Source organism: Halobacillus sp. A1, assembly GCF_024189295.1.
Taxonomy (GTDB): Bacteria; Bacillota; Bacilli; order Bacillales; family Halobacillaceae; genus Halobacillus_A.
The window spans coordinates 19,355-35,531 of sequence record NZ_JAIZEN010000017.1; the positions used below are offsets into that span (position 1 = coordinate 19,355).

Below are 16,177 nucleotides of genomic sequence, written 5' to 3' on the forward strand. Positions count from 1 at the left end.
AAGCAACAACGAATACCTTATAAATAAAACTGTAGCGCCTATACTGAAAGTGCCTGCCCCCACTGTGTTAGTCCTATAGCAGGAAGGGGCAGCACCACTGGAGTTACACTAATTGTAAAGTTTTGATGTTAACTTACAAATAGATTTACGAAATGCCATAAACTCCTATGGTAAAAAACTTGTTTCCCAATAAACACTTCTTCTACAATAGGAGTTTTCAAAATGAACCACAAAAGTATAGACCCAAAAATCTAGATACATCAATGTTTATCCTTATCCGCCACCGATGATTTCTCTTGTTAGTTAGTAAACTATAGGAACGATAAGAATTCTAAAGAAACCTTATTAATAGCATTCTCTAGTTAAAAAGTGAGCGAAATTGCTCCTCTCACCTATAAATATATAAAACTGACTTTGGTTCTAATGAAATTAACCCCTTGAAATGAGTTATTTTTAATTGCCAGCTCCTTCATTTAAATGTTCATCAACTATATTTATAGCCTCCATATTTCCTAGCGGCGCATACCCACTAACCCATGGAGAAAAGCCGACGGAGTAAACTTGATCTTTTTGAACAGCCTCAAGTTCTTCAAAAATACTGTACTGTTGGATTTCTTCGTATTTATCTTCTGCGTTTTCATCTACTAATAAGAAGATATGATCTGGATCGTCTTCGGGCAATGCCTCAATAGATACAGCTTCAGCCCATTTATCAAGAGGAACAATATCTGACGGAGTGAGTCCTAAATCATCATATAGGATGGAACCGGCATTTCTAGTGCCACCGTAAACTCTAACCTCTTTCTCTCTAATACGAATAAAAGCAACCGTTTCATCTCCTACTGACTCTTCTAAAGAAGCTTGAACTTGCTCAGCTTTTTCATCATATTCCGCTAAAAATTCGTCCGCCTCTTCTTCTTTATCCAGAATCGATGAGATATACTTCAAATTTTCCTGGGCGGTTTGGTTTGGATCCACTAATACTGTTGGAGCGATAGCTTCCAATTGATCGTACACCTCATCATGCTGTCCACCAAAACCTAAGATTAAGTCAGGTGAGAGTTCTACTATAGATTCAAGGTTTGGATCATTCGTGCCACCTATAACCGTAACGTTTTCCGCTTCATCTTCTAAGTAAGGAACGAACCCTTCTTCTTGTGCTGCAGACCCAACGGGTGTCACACCTAATGCTAAGGTATGGTCAAGCAGAGGCTCCGCGAGTACAACAACATCTTCTGGTACTCCTTCAATCTCAGTTTCACCTGCGGTGTGTTCAAACGTCTCTACCTTCTCTGACTCTTCTGGCTCGCTATTCTCTTCTGCCTGGTCTCCTTCATCACTACTGCAAGCAGCCAGGAATATAAGTACAAAACATCCTACTATAATACTTATGCTTTTCTTGTAAGTTAACATTACTGTTCCTCCTAATTCTTTTCTCCTGTAATGATACAGAACGGTACGTCCCGCTTTTTGTTTTCTATATTGTGTATAGGGGTTACATCCACGTTTACTAACCCAGCCGCTTCCAGCAACGCCTTAATCTGAGCAGCTGTCGCATGTCGGAAAGGTAAACTAGCAAAGCTTTCATAGTATTCCTTAGTGAAAATTTCATCATTTTCTCTTGCTGCTGGGTCCTCGGGTATTGGTGTCTCATAGTCATTAGCAATAATATATAGTTTGCCTTGTGGCTTTAACACTCGCGCCCAGTGGTATACCCCTCTACCTGGATTTGGTAACGTCCATAGATTTAAACGGTTGACCACTAGATCAAAGCTTTCGTCCTCGAATGAAAGGTCTTCCGCATCTCCTTGAATAAACTCACAATCGATGTTCGACGTTTGCGCATTTTCTCTTGCAATATTAAGCATAGATTCTGAAAGGTCTAGTCCCGTTGTCTTATGCCCTAGCTTGGAGAATAATAGCGCCATGATTCCGGGACCTGTACCGACATCCAACACATGTAACTTGGGCTCATTAGGTACAAGGTCTTGAATCAATTCCAACCATTCATCATATTGATTGATTCCTTTATTTTTAATGCCCTTTGCATAGTGCTCTGCGCCGACTTCCCATCGTTTAGCTAGAATCCCTTTAATGTTTGCTTCCATTCTATTTCCTCCAATAAAAGATAATGATAATCATTATCAGTGTATGGTCTTAAGAAAATGAAGTCAATGTACAATCTTGGAAGTTCCTTAAATTTAATCGATGAAAGTCATGTTAGTTCCTTTAGCACCTTTCTATGTAGGCCTAAGTAATGATTCCTCCTCTTTCTAATAAAATTTTCTAGTGAAAAAATAATGCTTAAAACAAGGGTTGATTTGTTAATTGAAAATGGTTATCATTATCACTGATTAAACTTAGGTGAGGAGATAACTAAAATGAAAATACATACTTATATTATTTTTGCTTTACTCGCTGGTGTGCTGTTACTGGTCGGCTGTTCGGATACACAAGAGTCAACGGACTCACAAGGTGAAGAAACAAATGATGGAGAACAAGAGACTGAAACGGAATCAAAGACCATTTCACACTTGAAAGGTGAAACCTAAATACCTGAAAATGCGGAGAAAGTCGTAGCGCTTCGCCCGAGTTATTTTGATCATCTGTTAACTATTGGTGTTAAACCAGCTGGGGTTACCGCACAGGATCAATATGGTGGTGACTACATACCTTACCTGGAAGACCAGCTGGAAGGAGCCGAAATTGTTGGTTCATCATCTGAAGTCAATTTGGAAAAAATTCTGGAGATTAACCCTGATGTTATTTTAGTAGATGATTACACAGCTTCTGAGGTTTATGATGACTTAGAGAAGATTGCTCCAACTATAGTTTTAGGCGCATCTTCTGATGAAGAGCGAAATGACCCGGACTTTTGGCAGCAAGACCTCATGAAAATTGCAAAAATCTTTGACAAAGAAGATGTGGCCGAAGAAAAGATTTCTGAGTTGGAAGAAAAAGTGGCATCAGCCAATGAAACCATCTCAGATATGGAAAATAATAAACTAGCATTCCTTCGTATTCGTGAAAAAATCATTCAAATTTACCCGGAAACTACCCACCCCATGGTGTCTATGTTATATAACGACCTCGGTTTTGAACCTTCTGCACTAACCGACCCAGAAGAACGCGGGGACCTATCAATGGAAGTTATTCCAGAAATGGGAGCCGATCATATCTTCCTGCAAGTAGATTCCTCTGGGGGACCAGAAAACTACTCCTCTATTCAGGACAGTAATTTGTGGAAAGACTTAGACGCGGTTGAAAATGAGAACGTATTGAAGACGGACTTCTGGATTTATAAGGCATGGGGAGCCATTGGCCGTACACAAATGGTGGAAGAAGCCAAGGAGTATGTAAACCAGTAATAAAAAAAGCTAAACTTCTTTGTTGAGTTTAGCCTTCTATTTTTGCTTGCGTCTTGAAAAGATGCGAACACGTTCCGCAGCAATGGTCTAGCTCCCGGTCGTGTAATAAGTAAGAAAGGCAGCAGTGCTTACGAATATAGAATGGGTCGCCTTCCTCAGGCTGATGCCGTTCGAATGTAAAAGCTAATGGGTTGCTTTCTTCCTTATCAAATAACTCATTTGTGGTGAAAAGGTGGAAATAATCGTCAATCGTTTGGTCATCGCCAAGCTGCTTTCGCTTCATTAATAAACGACGCTGAAACAGGTTATGAGCAACAAGCGAGTGAAGGTGGTCAGCTTTACAGCGGGCAGCCTTAGCAACGGCACTAAAGAAAGGTTCTAAGTGACTCTTTAAGAAAGTGCGAATAAGTTCGTTGATTTGATCCACGCCTGAATCAGATACTTCTTTCACGGCTTTTTCTTCGATAAAATAACGATTCGGTTCTCCCTCTTCAAGCTTAATTCCGATTAGATGAGGTGCTGTATCGATGATGATACCTCTTCTTATAAGAAGCGAAAATATGCCCATAGCTAATACGGAGTATCGTTTACCGAGCAGCGTTCCAACAATCGTTGAATTTTCTGTTCCTCGATGAGGTTTTTGCATTGCGATAAAATCCTTGGCATGTTGGTCGTTCTCGATGATGTCACTAATTCTAAAATCTATTTTATCGTCAAAATCCGACTCAATATGAATGAATGCATGTTGAGCTAAATCATCATAAAGTTGTTTTCTGTCTTCTGTAATCATAGGTAACCTCCTGGCTCAGTCTATGTTATAGTGATTATGAGAATCATTATCAATTATAAATGCTAGTTGTGGAAAATACAATTACAGTTTCCACTAACGGTGACAAGAAATAAAGGTGGAGAAAAACATGGCAGTACCAAAGGAAGGAATATCCAAAGTTCCTAGAAATCCTAGAAAACAATCCAATCAAAGAGAATATAAAAGCCGCCCTCTTATGGCTATGGTTATTCTAACCGTCGGGACCGCCCTGATGATATTAAGTATCGGTTTTTCCGTAACGCTGGGCGCAGCAGATATTAACTTAACAACCGTCTGGGATGGTGTCTTCCATTACAATCAGAATCTCACCTCTCACCAGATTATCCAGGAATTGCGGATGCCAAGAGCGATAGTAGCAGCAATCGTTGGTGCATTTCTGGCAGTTTCCGGAGCTATCATGCAGGGGATGACACGGAATCCGCTTGCCTCCCCTTCCATTATGGGCGTAACCGATGGATCGGCTTTAATGATTGCGGTAGCGTTTGCTTTCTTCCCGGGCACGTCGCACATTGGCCTAATGATTTTTTCGTTTATCGGAGCAGGCCTCGCAGCGGGAGTTGTGTTTCTTATCGGCTCGTTCTCAAAAGGCGGCCTCTCCCCTGTAAAACTTGCGCTTGCCGGAACAGCTGTCGGAGCATTATTAAGTTCATTTTCTTCTGGTATTGCTATTCATTTTGAAGTCGCTCAGGACATGAGTTTTTGGTACGCAGGAGGAGTAGCAGGTTCCCAGTGGCTTCAAGTTCAATTTATCCTGCCGGTTGTCATCATTGGAGGTTTTATTGCCCTATTCATCGCTCGGTCGGTCACTGTATTGAGCCTTGGAGAACGAGTTGCGAAAGGACTGGGCCAGCGGACGACCATGGTAAAAGTGTTGGGCACAGTCGTCGTTCTTCTCATGACAGGTGCAGCGGTATCCGTGGCAGGAAATGTTGGCTTTGTCGGATTAGTGATTCCTCATATTACACGTTTTCTAGTGGGACTTGATTACAAATGGATTCTCCCATGTTCAGCCATATTAGGCAGTTTACTGCTTGTTCTAGCTGATATTGGTGCACGTATGGTGAACCCGCCTTACGAAACCCCTATTGGTGCAATCACGGCAATGGTTGGTGTTCCATTCTTCCTCTATTTAGCACGACGTGAAGGGAGAGGATTCTAATGGATTGGATTCATAAAAGAAACAGACGATCCTACTTGACGATGGGTTTATTGGCTGTACTAATTATCATCAGTTTATTAGTGAGTCTGCACACGGGAGTGCTGCCGATGGGCCCGCTGGATGTGGTCAGGACTGTGCTTGGGTTAGGTACAGAACGCCAAGAACTTGTTTTATTTGACTTCAGGCTTCCAAGGCTCATTATAGCTGTGTTAGTCGGAGCGGGACTAGCTGTTTCAGGAGCTATATTACAAGGTGTTTCTCAAAACGGTCTAGCAGACCCAGGTATACTTGGAATCAATGCAGGTGCAGGTCTTGCCGTAGTTCTCTATATCTATTTTTCGCAAGATTTCAGCTCGACTTTTGGAAGCTTATCCATTTTTATTATGCCATTCATGGCCCTGATAGGTGCTTCAATGGCCGCATTTCTTATTTATGTATTAGCTTGGAAAAATGGAGTTACTCCAGTCCGGTTAATTCTTGTTGGGATTGGCGTGAACGCTGCGTTCGGCGCGGTGCTTATCATCTTCCAGCTAAAAATGAACCCGGATGATTTCATGCAAGCTACCATCTGGCTTTCGGGCAGTATCTGGGGAACGAATTGGAAGTATGTCCTTGCGACCTTACCATGGATTGTGCTGTTAATTCCATTTGCTATATACAAAGCGAGATTTTTGAATGTCTTAAGTCTGGGGGATCGTATGGCAACTGGACTTGGTACGAAAGTGGAATGGGAGAGACGGATATTATTATTCGCAGCCGTCGGGTTAGCTGGAGCCAGCGTGGCGGTTGCAGGAAGTATTGCCTTCTTAGGCTTGGTCGCTCCTCATCTTGCGAGACGACTCATAGGACCAAAACATGAGATGTTAATTCCGGCTTCAGCTCTCATAGGCGCGTTACTTCTGCTAGTAGCTGACATGATTGGGCGCAACTTATTAGCTCCTTCCGAGATTCCTGTAGGTATTGTCGTTTCAGCACTTGGTGCTCCCTACTTTATTTACCTGCTGATGAAAACGAACTAAAGGAGGAATAGATATGACTTCGTTATTAACTGAACAACTGAAAATTGGATACGGAGAAGTGACGGTAGTAGAAGATTTGAATCTTCATTTACCCGAAGGAAAAATTACAACCATCATCGGACCTAATGGATGCGGGAAATCAACCATTTTACAAACCATGTCGCGCCTCATAAAACCTAAAAAAGGCTCGGTCTATTTAGATGGAAAAGCCATTCACAGATCTTCAACCAGGGAGATTGCCACAAAAATGGCTGTCCTTCCTCAAACGCCGGAAGCTCCCAGCGGGCTCACCGTTTACGAGCTGGTCACGTATGGCCGTTTCCCCCACCAGAGAGGATTCGGCCGCTTAACAGATGAAGATCGTGACCTTATTGAATGGGCGCTTGAGGTGACTGGCATATCTGACTTTGCGGAGCGGCCAATCGATTCACTTTCAGGAGGACAGAGACAAAAGGTTTGGATTGCAATGGCATTAGCTCAAGAGACCGAATTGCTGCTTTTAGATGAGCCTACTACTTATTTAGATCTGGCTCACCAACTGGAAGTCTTGCAACTACTTGATCGATTAAACCGCGAGGAAAATCGGACAATTGCAATGGTACTCCACGATTTAAACCATGCCGCCCGCTTTGCTGATCATATGGTGGCGATCAAGAACGGGAAAATTGTTCAAGAAGGTGAGTCTAAAGATGTCATGACAAAAGAAGTATTGGGCGAGGTGTTTCAAATTGATGCTCAACTTGCTAAAGATCCTCAAACTGGACGCCCGGCGCTTTTAACCTACAACCTTTTGAGAGATGCACAAGTAGGATCGAATGTTTTTGTTTAACATTTAAATTGGTGAATAAAAAAAACATACCTTCCTCCCTAAAAAGGAATTGAGCAAGAGGAGGCGGGTCACCTCTTTCCTCTCACAGCACTGTAAGTACCTATATAGCGAATCTCCTCCAAATTCAAGTGTTGCAGAACCCCTCATCAACTGAAACTATTTGAGAAGCTATAAAAACATAATCGCTAAAGACCTCCTAAGTTAAGTACAACTTAGGAGGTCTTAGTTTTTAAAAATTCTTTGTACATGAAAAGCTGCATTCCACTCCATCCTAGTCTAGCCAGTCTATTCCTCTAACCCTGCTACCCCAAATCCCCCGGCTCCAGAATGAGTCGAAATCATACCGCCCGCCTGGATCCATCTTATATTTTGGAATCCACTTTCTTTCGCCACCTCATCCATCCGCTGCTTGATTTCTTCGTCGAGTCCAATGGAGTATATAAAATAAAGCTGCTCTCTATCGATGTTGAAATCATTCAAGTAATCATTCAAGAGTTTTTCAGTAGCTCTATTCATTTTCCCGCGGTACTTCTTTGTAGACATCAACTTTCCATCTTTCAACTCTATGCAAGGCTTTACTTTCAACAGCGTTCCAATCAGAGAAGCCATATTGCTTACCCGTCCTCCCGCTTTAAGGAATTCCAGGCTGCCTGGGATGAAAGCCAGCCTTGCTTTAGGAACGACTGCCTCTATTTTCTCAACTAAGCGTCCCGGTTCAATGTCAGGTTCTTTTTCTAATAAATCAGCGGCATACAATACAATCGCAGCTAATCCTCCCGTAACGTTCAAAGCATCAATGAGAAAAATGTCTCCAAATTCTTCCGCAGCAATAACAGCATTTTGAAAAGAAGACGACGCTTTTGATGTATAACCAATATGGATAATGATGCAATCTGGGAAGTTCTCTCTTATCGCTGAAAAAAATTCTTGATACTCATGAGTATTTGTTGCAGTAGTGGAGGGTATTTTCTTCGTACGTTCATAGTAGTCATAGATATCCTGGACCGGCAAAGAACCGTCTAAATAATCCTTACCATCCATAATGATGTGCATGGGAACGACTTGAATATCGTACTCTTCCGCTAAATCACCTGGTAAGTCAGCACCGCTTTCGGTCGATAAGATGATCCTCCGCATACTATTTCCCCCTTGGTTATATTTAGGTCCGAGTCACTCTTCCTGCTTTATGCTTTAACTATACATGAGAAAACCTTATTAGTGAAAATGCCTGACCCCACTGCGTTAGTGTTTTGCAGGACGGGGCCAGGCATTATCAAATATTATATTCCTTCAAACCGCTGGAAGAATTATTTTAGTGGTATCAAAAGAAATAAAGGGACGTCGCTCAGTTTTGCTAAGAACCTACCCCTCATTTACCTTTAATGTTCATTAAAATGAACAGTATCTTTTAGATTATTACCTTCGTCTATTGATTTACTGCTTGTCATTTTTTTCACAAATTCCTTAACTACTTTGACACTCATCCCGGATTCCCAGTATTCAGCGATTTCAGGGGTTACTTTGACCAGTACAACATTCGGGTCATCGGCGGATGCATTCAGCACTTTTTCGATAATCTTATTCCAGTAGTCTTTCTTCTTATGATCATCCTGGACAAATTCAGCATTTCCGCTGATCGATACATAGGAACTGCCTGCATATGCCAGATTAATGGCAGGGTTACGTTTGATATCTTCATATTTATCCGTATCTTTTTTTGTAATGAACCAGACTTCTCCCTTATCCATTTGTACTTCCTGCGTATGCATTGGCCTGGACATCAGCCTGCCCTCTTGAGATAACGTGGTCAGCATCGCCACCTTCTCATCTTTAATCAAATCTTTAATGTTCTTGATGGTTTCCTGGTTTTCAGTGTGTTGATCAGCCATTTATGCTTCCCTCCTTAGAATTCTCAACAATTGCTTTTCTCCTTTTTTAGAGAATTGTTCAATTATCAGATCTTCTTCTTCCTTTTCCCGGGTAGATACAACATTACACTTTTCCAAGTTAACGATTCCAGTAATTTCTAAGATATGGAGGTTCAAATTTACAAGCCTGGAAATATACTTCCCCCCTCATCATAGTCAATAAAAGAGGCGTTTTGACAACTCTTACTATAGAGGACAATCACCAACGTGGTAATTTTGAGAGAAAAGTAAATAGTTTTAAAGTTGTGTTGATAATGTGGAATATTTTTTATGATTCATATATAAGGGCGTGTTGTTTTTTCCATCCTTATAAAAGTTCGCCTACCCTTCATATAGTTCACAAAAAAAGCCCAGAGCCTGTCTGCAGCTCTGAGCACCTGATTTCTCCCACAAAACAAGTGGGACATTTTAGTCTTCATATGCAATATCATTTTGTTCACACCATTCTCTGGCCGCTTGCTTATACCCTTCTTCCCGAAAGTCATACCACTCATCAAGCAGCCCCGCCGACTCCACGTGCTCCCTAAAACGACGAAAGGCCCCGCGCCCGCGGATGGCTTTTAACAGGGTGGCTCTCTTCGATTCATTCTTTATTGAGTAGGAGAAGTCTTCGATCATCCTATATTCATCCACATGCTCTTCCTTTGATAGACGTATGAATCGGTCTGATTCATCGCCCATGACCATATCTGCTGCTTTTCGTTCATCTTGCTGCCATTCCGGTAAATGATCGTACGGTTCGCCAACTTCGGCGTCGCCAGCGATTTCCTGACTGAAGGTCACAAAATCATAGGTCTGTTTATCAAAATATATAGCCCAGTCAGGGTTATCCATTTCTAAGAGTTCGATTATGTTATCCAGCTTTATTTCCATAGTTCTTCACACTACTCTCCTCTTTTGGTCTATTTTCCACAGCATTTTTTATATTTTTTTCCGCTTCCACAAGGACAGGGATCATTCCGCCCAGTTTTATTCGGCTTTTGAAACGGAAGCACGTTGCTTTTCTTTTCCACTGTAGATTCTGATTTGTTTCCTCTTGAGAGTTCAGTTGGTTTATACCCTTTCAGCATCCAAAGCCGCGTATGATTGTGTGCGAATACAAGAGAATCAGTAATTTCTTTAAAGACTTCAATGGATGGAACTTCAAATGTTTCCTGTACATCTTCCATCAGCCCATTCAGGCCATAGCCTTCCTTCATCATGCTTTCATATATACCGGCGATTTCCTCCCGTTCTTCTCTCTCTGTATCATAATTCGCCCGGATAATTTGAAGAAAAGGATCCATAGCTTCAGAAGGGCCTATCCTTCCAGAACCCGCTTGTAACAACTGTTTTTTCGTAAAAGGATAAAAAGAAAGATCCGATCGTTTCTCTTGCTCTTCCTTTATCATAGTAATATCATCGACCTCGAAATCGGCATAGCCGTCATGCGCTTTGACAATCCCCCGGTGGAAGCTTTGATAAGCACGTATGACACGGAAGTAGCGAAGACTCTCAACCTCCGTACCGGTATATTTCTCCAGAAGGGAGAGGAGGTCCGAATGATTCAGGTAACCATAATAATGCAGCATCCCTCTGGTCAGCTGAATCCATTCGGTATTCTCTTTAACAATTTGGTCAAGTCTTTCCCCTTTAAGCTGCTGAAAAGCCTGTATTAATTCCTCCGGCAGAATAAGTACACGTTTTCCCTCGCGCATCGCAGGAAAAGCGAGACAGTAGCGTGCCAGGTTGCGGGCTTTATAGTAATTGTAGGTTTGTCCGCTTACGTGGCCATGCTCCGCAATCCTTTTTACAAGCTTGTAGCGATCCTGATCGAGAAAATAAACGGAACGATCAAAGTGCTCAGGAAGTAATCTGACGAATTCCTGAACTAACTGCCCTTTATTCAACGCACTGATCCCCGGGAAATCAAATGTCATTCTGATTTCATCCAGCTCAATCTTTGTCAGCCGCATTAAAACAGTTTCCAGCTTGTCCGAATTGTCGGAATGATTCCAGGATTTCTCCTCCCGTTTTCTTTGCATCTCCTGTTCACGCTCCAAACCCTTCCTTAAGTTTTTCTCCAATTGTTTTTTGTTCATTTATTCGTCCTCCTCGCCTGTTAACTGAATATCTTCTCATACAAAGAGCCTGCTGGACTCCTTTATTTCCGTTCACTGTTATATTCATTCTATCAAATGGTAAGAGAAAATGAATCATGGAAGAGGGTTGTTCTTTTATAAAACGTGCTTCCTTGTTTAAGAAAAGAAGAGCCGTACAAACTAAGAAAAGCTTACATAAAAAGGACGTGAACGTATGGATTTCTTTCAACCCCAGCACAGCCTGACAGCCATCGAGTGGATACTCAGAGCTGCTGTCGCCTATCTTTTTCTAGTCGTGGTCGCCCGCATGTTCGGCCAGCGGGTCATCTCACAATTAAGGATGATCGACTTTGTGCTGGCGTTAATCATAGGAAACATTATCGCCAACCCGCTGGCGGACCACGACGTCGGCTTAAAAGGTGCTCTTATTACCACCCTAGCCCTCATCCTTTTTTACGTTGGAACAATCTATGGAACGTTAAAATGGAACACGTTCAACAAGCTTGTCAATAACTCACCAATTCCCATCATCCGTAACGGGGAGATTCTTTATGATGGAATGAAAAAAGCCCGATTATCGATGGATCTCCTTTTAGAAGAAATGCGGATGCTGCAAGTCAAGTCTGTCGAAAACATTGGACTGGCTACATGGGAAACCAGCGGCCAGCTTTCCGTTTACCTTAAACCGGAACATGAACCCGTTACGCCGGGCGATCTCCAGCTGACCGTAAAGCCGTTTGACCTGCCGAGAACGATTATTAAAGAAGGAAAGCTCATAAAGGAAGAACTGCTGGCAACAGGAAAACAGGAGGGTTGGGTGAAAGCAGAGCTGAACGCCCAGTTCCAGACCGAGCTGAAGGATGTACTGCTCGCTACAATCGATGGGAAAGATCAGCTGCAGGTGTTTTATTATCGTTAGATATCCGCGAACTAGCGATCATACAGCCAAACTTCTTTATAAACAACACCCCAGGCGGAGTTTCTAACGCCTGGGGCTTTATCTTTTAATGGTTATTCCATCAACTTACCATTCCATGCGGGAAATTCTTCCTTGATCATACAACTCATCTTATTACTGGATACCTCTTCTTTTACAATCATTCGTTTCTTTTCTAAGAATTTTGGGGTCAGACCCCCGGTACGTTAATCTATCGAGCACTTTATTTTTTATTTAATGAAAAGTGTTTAAACACAGATAAGTAAACTATAATAATCTAGCAAATGGAAGAGTCCCCCATTCCTTACAAAGTAGATGTGGTCAATTTACATGCAGCTTCTTCTCTATCATATCTAATGAACCACGACCGACACTGCCGGATTATAAATTTCGATGTATTAAATATGTAAAAGTAACCAAACCAACAGCCTTATCATATTATGATAGATAATGGTAAAACCGGAAAATACATTAAACCCTAAATTCTATAAAAATAGTGTACTTCATTGTAGATTAGCACTTAGTCAAATTCATGATTATTATATGCGGATTACCAAATATCAAGGAGAGAAAAGTTTTGAAAAGAGAAATACAGGCAAACACCAAAAAAAACACATTATTAGATAAAGATAGTGACATAGGGTTAAATGAAAAATGGAATCAAATGAGCTATTAAAAATATTGAAAGTTGGAGATAGTCACGCTTTTCAAAATGGGTTATCAACGTTAAACACATTATATAATGGTAACTTTGAGAATTATGAAGGGTTATCTAGTGATTATTTAGAGTTGGTAGTGAGATCTATAGAACAAAGACACAATTTAAAAAACTACGCAAATAATTATTCCGAATGGCTTATTAAGCATACGTCTAACCTCAAAGCAAAATTATTACCGACTATCAAGTGGAATGATTTAGTGTTTTTATTTATATCAAATGGCCTTTTTAAAGTGGCTCATATTGCTAGAGCAAAAGCAATTGAAAGTGCAACGTATAATTCGTTTAGAGAATCCACTTATAATACTTTACTACAATCCTTTAAAGCCTATGGTGATCAAGGTGACATCAAAAGTTTAAATGAAATTATTGCAAGGATAAGGGCTAATGACTTTGATAAATCAGTATTGGATAGACTGGAAATATTCTACACCCTGCTGCAAGGTGATAAAATAAAGACGAATAGTTTATGTAAAAATTATTTTTCAAAAGCGGATTGGTCATTTTTTAATTATATAAACGGGAAAACCGTAGCCATTGTGGGGCCTGCACCACTAGAAGAAGATTTATCAAAAGAAATCAACTCCTTTGATGTTGTAGTCAGGTTCAATTATAAGGGAGAATTACCTATTCACGGTTTTGGTAGTAAAATAGATGTTTCTTACTATAATGGCGGGACTGCAAAATATCTTAATAATGTAGATCCCCCTTTCCTGAATGATATAAAATTTTCGTGCTTTAAAAGTATTCGATATAAATTTCAGATAGAAAAAATATCTAAGCAGGAAGGAAGAGCTTTTCGTTTACCTGCAGAATTTATGTTTAGTGGAAGTCCCAATGCCCTTCCCAATGCCTTATTCGACATCCTTCATTTTAACCCTGGATATGTTAAAGTTTTCCACAGTAATTTATTTCTCTCCCATACACCTTATTATGAAGGTTATTTCAGGAGAAAAAGAGAGAAAACCAAAACTTGGAATTCTTTTGCAGCTCATGAGCTAATTACACAATTTAATTTTATAAAAAATCTTTGGAATGTAAAATTATTTGAAGCTGACGAAACATTAGAGGCCGTACTAGGATTGACTCCAGAAAAATATATGGATCTAATGGAAGAGATTTATGTACATCCATTTTTAATGAAAGACTAAAAGAATTGCATAATTCAAGACCAAAAAAGAAGCAATTCCCCCAGGTCTAGTAAAAGAGTAATCGATTAAAGTATCCCCATGAACCATTTGGAGGGTGCTCTTTTTTTAAGAACTATATTAATGCCATGCTGGTGATCCTCTTTAAAATTATTAATCTTACTCTAAGAGTTTGTTGGTATTTACCCACCTCTTTATCCTGTTAAAAACAATGGATTGTGATGTGTCAAGTTGATTCAATACATCATCATAATTGTGTGAACTATTTATAAAAAGTTTCTTAATATCACGTACACTGCAACTCTTATTAATATTCACAATGTTTTCTAATTCTAGATTATCAAATAATGATAAAAGCCTTTGGTCCAAAGTCAAAGTAACAAAAGGTATATTCAGCTTTATACACGCAATACTTGCATGAAACCTCATCACAAGAGCTTGATCGCAATTAACATAAGAGCCCATTACTTCTCTGCCACTTTTGCTATTGGCCTGTAATTGACTTACAACCATATGATTTCTAACAACATCATCTTTTAGACAATCAAACAAGTCTACTAAAACTTTATAATCGTTAAAGGTGTGAGGGATAAATTTAATATGATAGGATTCTTTAACATAGAGGGAAATTATTGATGCGAGTTTTTGAATAAAAGCTTTGTATTCATTCGGGGAAAGCTTTGCCTTCAATCTATCTTCTGAAATTGATAGACCTAACGTTTTTTCTCTGTTACTACTTGGATGCAAATTCTCTATTGGGCAAAAGAAGCCATTGTCAGGTACTTCAAAAACTTTACTTGAGTAACTCTTGCCAATAACATCTTTTATAAAAGAATACGATCCATCATTTCTTACAGTAAAAAAATATTTATCACTTGCTTCAGATAAGAGGATATGATCGAAAAACTTTCTTATTTTATGAAGTGTTTTTTCACTATATCCTAAGCTTCCTTCACAACCGACTGCATTAAATAAAATGGGCGTGGTGATTTTTTTAAAATTTTCAACCGATATGTCAAACGTTGTACCATTGTTAGATATTTCTAACCATGGAGATAAAAAATTGCCTCCGCCAATCACTATTAAATCAAAGCTGTTAGCCAATTTGATGAATTTTTCCGTATTAAAACTTTTGAAATTTCTAACTTTATAATAATCTCGAATCTCTTCCCTTACAAACTCTACATTATTAATAACTTTCTTTTTGAATTCCGCTTCAAACCCAGAATGATTGATTATATCTCCTATATTTCCATTAAAACTTGCGATGTGAAGCACATTCACCTAGTACCAACCTTTACCATTTATATTTTCCCACATATTTTAACTTCTTTCTTTGAACTTGTTCAATATCTAAAATCTCTTTTTCTTTATAATTAAGCGCTTTTCTAACACTTTCTAAATCTCTGACTAACCTTCTTACTCCTTCAGGCTCTAAAGAAGCTGCATGATCTGTACCTGGCGATGTTCGATCAAGCGTATAATGCCTTTCAATATATTCAGCACCCAAAGTATATGCCGCAATATCTACTGCAATTCCTCTATGGTGACCGGAAAAACCAATAGCTTTTACTTTGTTTGCATACTTTTTTTTAAGGTCATTTATTTCTAACAAAGCCACATTTTCAAACGGAACTGGATAGCCTGAGGTACAATTATATAAAACTACATCTTTATTTCTTTTTTTATGAATAAACAAATTCACTATTTGATCCATCTCTTTTTTGTCGGTCATACCAGTAGAGACATGAATATCTCCCGAATAATTGTCACACAACCATGCCAACATCTCGTAATCTGTATTACAAGCAGATGGAATCTTTATTAATTCAGGGTTCAGGGCAGCTATCCCTTTTGCCGAGTCAATATCCCAAACAGAGGTACTATAAGTAATCCCTATCTCCTCGCAATATCTTTTAAGCTGTGCATGCTGCTCTATAGAAAATTCAAGGAATTCTCTATGTTTATTGTAAGTTTCACCGTAGGAATGATTTGGATTGGGGTGGGGAGCGTGATACATTCCAGGCATTCTATCCGCCCATACTTTTATGTTTCTTTTTTGGAATTTTACAATCTCAGCATTGCAAAAAATTTTCGCTATTTTTATTAATTTTTTCGCAACTTCCATATCCCCTTTATGATTTCCCCCAATTTCAGCGAT

16 protein-coding genes are annotated in these 16,177 nt (G+C 39.8%); 7 read left to right on the forward strand and 9 right to left on the reverse strand.

Annotation, left to right across the window (positions count from 1 at the left end; all coding sequences use genetic code 11):
- Positions 1 to 453: 453 nt before the first annotated feature.
- Together LF817_RS15430 and LF817_RS15435 are read right to left on the reverse strand one after the other, a co-directional pair.
- Positions 454 to 1,413 carry an ABC transporter substrate-binding protein gene (locus tag LF817_RS15430; protein WP_253936703.1) on the reverse strand — a complete coding sequence of 320 codons (960 nt, stop codon included), beginning with the start codon at positions 1,411 to 1,413 and terminating at the stop codon, positions 454 to 456.
- 11 nt (positions 1,414 to 1,424) lie between these two features.
- Positions 1,425 to 2,108: a class I SAM-dependent methyltransferase gene (locus LF817_RS15435; RefSeq protein WP_253936704.1), complete on the reverse strand. Its 684-nt coding sequence runs from the start codon at positions 2,106 to 2,108 to the stop codon at positions 1,425 to 1,427.
- A gap of 273 nt (positions 2,109 to 2,381) precedes the next feature.
- Between LF817_RS15435 and LF817_RS15440 the strand changes: the two genes are divergently transcribed.
- Together LF817_RS15440 and LF817_RS15445 are read left to right on the forward strand one after the other, a co-directional pair.
- Positions 2,382 to 2,552: a hypothetical protein gene (locus LF817_RS15440; RefSeq protein ID WP_253936705.1), complete on the forward strand. Its 171-nt coding sequence runs from the start codon at positions 2,382 to 2,384 to the stop codon at positions 2,550 to 2,552.
- Positions 2,553 to 3,368: an ABC transporter substrate-binding protein gene (locus LF817_RS15445; RefSeq protein WP_371925072.1), complete on the forward strand. Its 816-nt coding sequence runs from the start codon at positions 2,553 to 2,555 to the stop codon at positions 3,366 to 3,368.
- A 28-nt stretch (positions 3,369 to 3,396) separates the two neighbouring features.
- On the opposite strand, the gene LF817_RS15450 is transcribed toward LF817_RS15445, so the two are convergent.
- Positions 3,397 to 4,158, reverse strand: a complete 762-nt coding sequence (locus tag LF817_RS15450) for a hypothetical protein (RefSeq protein WP_253936706.1) — start codon at positions 4,156 to 4,158, stop codon at positions 3,397 to 3,399.
- Between the two features lie 214 nt (positions 4,159 to 4,372).
- On the opposite strand from LF817_RS15450, the gene LF817_RS15455 reads away from it, so the two are divergent.
- Genes LF817_RS15455 through LF817_RS15465 form a run of 3 tightly spaced genes read left to right on the forward strand, consistent with a single transcriptional unit; the run spans position 4,373 to position 7,204 of the window.
- The gene (locus LF817_RS15455; RefSeq protein WP_253936743.1) at positions 4,373 to 5,356 is read left to right on the forward strand and encodes a FecCD family ABC transporter permease; all 984 of its coding nucleotides are present in this window, start codon (positions 4,373 to 4,375) and stop codon (positions 5,354 to 5,356) included.
- Positions 5,356 to 6,375: a FecCD family ABC transporter permease gene (locus LF817_RS15460; protein WP_253936707.1), complete on the forward strand. Its 1,020-nt coding sequence runs from the start codon at positions 5,356 to 5,358 to the stop codon at positions 6,373 to 6,375. The genes LF817_RS15455 and LF817_RS15460 overlap by 1 nt, the downstream gene beginning before the upstream one ends.
- A gap of 13 nt (positions 6,376 to 6,388) precedes the next feature.
- Entirely contained in the window at positions 6,389 to 7,204 is an 816-nt protein-coding gene (locus LF817_RS15465; RefSeq protein ID WP_253936708.1) for an ABC transporter ATP-binding protein, read from the forward strand.
- A gap of 285 nt (positions 7,205 to 7,489) precedes the next feature.
- On the opposite strand, the gene LF817_RS15470 is transcribed toward LF817_RS15465, so the two are convergent.
- From LF817_RS15470 to LF817_RS15485, 4 genes are all read right to left on the reverse strand, one after another.
- A complete protein-coding gene (locus LF817_RS15470) occupies positions 7,490 to 8,341 on the reverse strand; it encodes a DegV family protein (RefSeq protein WP_253936709.1) in 852 nt (283 codons plus the stop codon).
- Positions 8,342 to 8,583: 242 nt separating this feature from the next.
- Complete coding sequence (locus LF817_RS15475) at positions 8,584 to 9,093, reverse strand: pyridoxamine 5'-phosphate oxidase family protein (protein WP_253936710.1); 510 nt, start codon at positions 9,091 to 9,093, stop codon at positions 8,584 to 8,586.
- Between the two features lie 447 nt (positions 9,094 to 9,540).
- A complete protein-coding gene (locus LF817_RS15480) occupies positions 9,541 to 10,005 on the reverse strand; it encodes a UPF0158 family protein (protein WP_253936711.1) in 465 nt (154 codons plus the stop codon).
- A gap of 29 nt (positions 10,006 to 10,034) precedes the next feature.
- Positions 10,035 to 11,213 (reverse strand): YecA family protein, encoded by a 1,179-nt coding sequence (locus LF817_RS15485; protein ID WP_253936712.1) that lies wholly within the window; start codon positions 11,211 to 11,213, stop codon positions 10,035 to 10,037.
- Positions 11,214 to 11,427: 214 nt separating this feature from the next.
- Between LF817_RS15485 and LF817_RS15490 the strand changes: the two genes are divergently transcribed.
- Both LF817_RS15490 and LF817_RS15495 read left to right on the forward strand, forming a co-directional pair.
- On the forward strand, positions 11,428 to 12,132 hold the full coding sequence (locus tag LF817_RS15490; protein ID WP_253936713.1) for a DUF421 domain-containing protein: 705 nt from the start codon (positions 11,428 to 11,430) through the stop codon (positions 12,130 to 12,132).
- A 672-nt stretch (positions 12,133 to 12,804) separates the two neighbouring features.
- Entirely contained in the window at positions 12,805 to 14,019 is a 1,215-nt protein-coding gene (locus tag LF817_RS15495; protein ID WP_253936714.1) for a hypothetical protein, read from the forward strand.
- A 156-nt stretch (positions 14,020 to 14,175) separates the two neighbouring features.
- Here LF817_RS15495 and LF817_RS15500 read toward each other — a convergent pair whose 3' ends face one another.
- The gene (locus LF817_RS15500; protein ID WP_253936715.1) at positions 14,176 to 15,300 is read right to left on the reverse strand and encodes a polysaccharide pyruvyl transferase family protein; all 1,125 of its coding nucleotides are present in this window, start codon (positions 15,298 to 15,300) and stop codon (positions 14,176 to 14,178) included.
- Between the two features lie 13 nt (positions 15,301 to 15,313).
- Positions 15,314 to 16,144: an N-acetylneuraminate synthase family protein gene (locus LF817_RS15505; RefSeq protein WP_253936716.1), complete on the reverse strand. Its 831-nt coding sequence runs from the start codon at positions 16,142 to 16,144 to the stop codon at positions 15,314 to 15,316.
- Between the last annotated feature and the right edge of the window lie 33 nt (positions 16,145 to 16,177).

Bases quoted from the DNA above. Each gene is read 5' to 3' on its own strand.
- LF817_RS15430 (WP_253936703.1), bottom strand. From the start codon at position 1,413: ATGTTAACTTACAAGAAAAGCATAAGTATTATAGTAGGATGTTTTGTA.
- LF817_RS15435 (WP_253936704.1), bottom strand. From the start codon at position 2,108: ATGGAAGCAAACATTAAAGGGATTCTAGCTAAACGATGGGAAGTCGGC.
- LF817_RS15440 (WP_253936705.1), top strand. From the start codon at position 2,382: ATGAAAATACATACTTATATTATTTTTGCTTTACTCGCTGGTGTGCTG.
- LF817_RS15450 (WP_253936706.1), bottom strand. From the start codon at position 4,158: ATGATTACAGAAGACAGAAAACAACTTTATGATGATTTAGCTCAACAT.
- LF817_RS15455 (WP_253936743.1), top strand. From the start codon at position 4,373: ATGGCTATGGTTATTCTAACCGTCGGGACCGCCCTGATGATATTAAGT.
- LF817_RS15460 (WP_253936707.1), top strand. From the start codon at position 5,356: ATGGATTGGATTCATAAAAGAAACAGACGATCCTACTTGACGATGGGT.
- LF817_RS15465 (WP_253936708.1), top strand. From the start codon at position 6,389: ATGACTTCGTTATTAACTGAACAACTGAAAATTGGATACGGAGAAGTG.
- LF817_RS15470 (WP_253936709.1), bottom strand. From the start codon at position 8,341: ATGCGGAGGATCATCTTATCGACCGAAAGCGGTGCTGACTTACCAGGT.
- LF817_RS15475 (WP_253936710.1), bottom strand. From the start codon at position 9,093: ATGGCTGATCAACACACTGAAAACCAGGAAACCATCAAGAACATTAAA.
- LF817_RS15480 (WP_253936711.1), bottom strand. From the start codon at position 10,005: ATGGAAATAAAGCTGGATAACATAATCGAACTCTTAGAAATGGATAAC.
- LF817_RS15485 (WP_253936712.1), bottom strand. From the start codon at position 11,213: ATGAACAAAAAACAATTGGAGAAAAACTTAAGGAAGGGTTTGGAGCGT.
- LF817_RS15490 (WP_253936713.1), top strand. From the start codon at position 11,428: ATGGATTTCTTTCAACCCCAGCACAGCCTGACAGCCATCGAGTGGATA.
- LF817_RS15495 (WP_253936714.1), top strand. From the start codon at position 12,805: ATGGAATCAAATGAGCTATTAAAAATATTGAAAGTTGGAGATAGTCAC.
- LF817_RS15505 (WP_253936716.1), bottom strand. From the start codon at position 16,144: ATGGAAGTTGCGAAAAAATTAATAAAAATAGCGAAAATTTTTTGCAAT.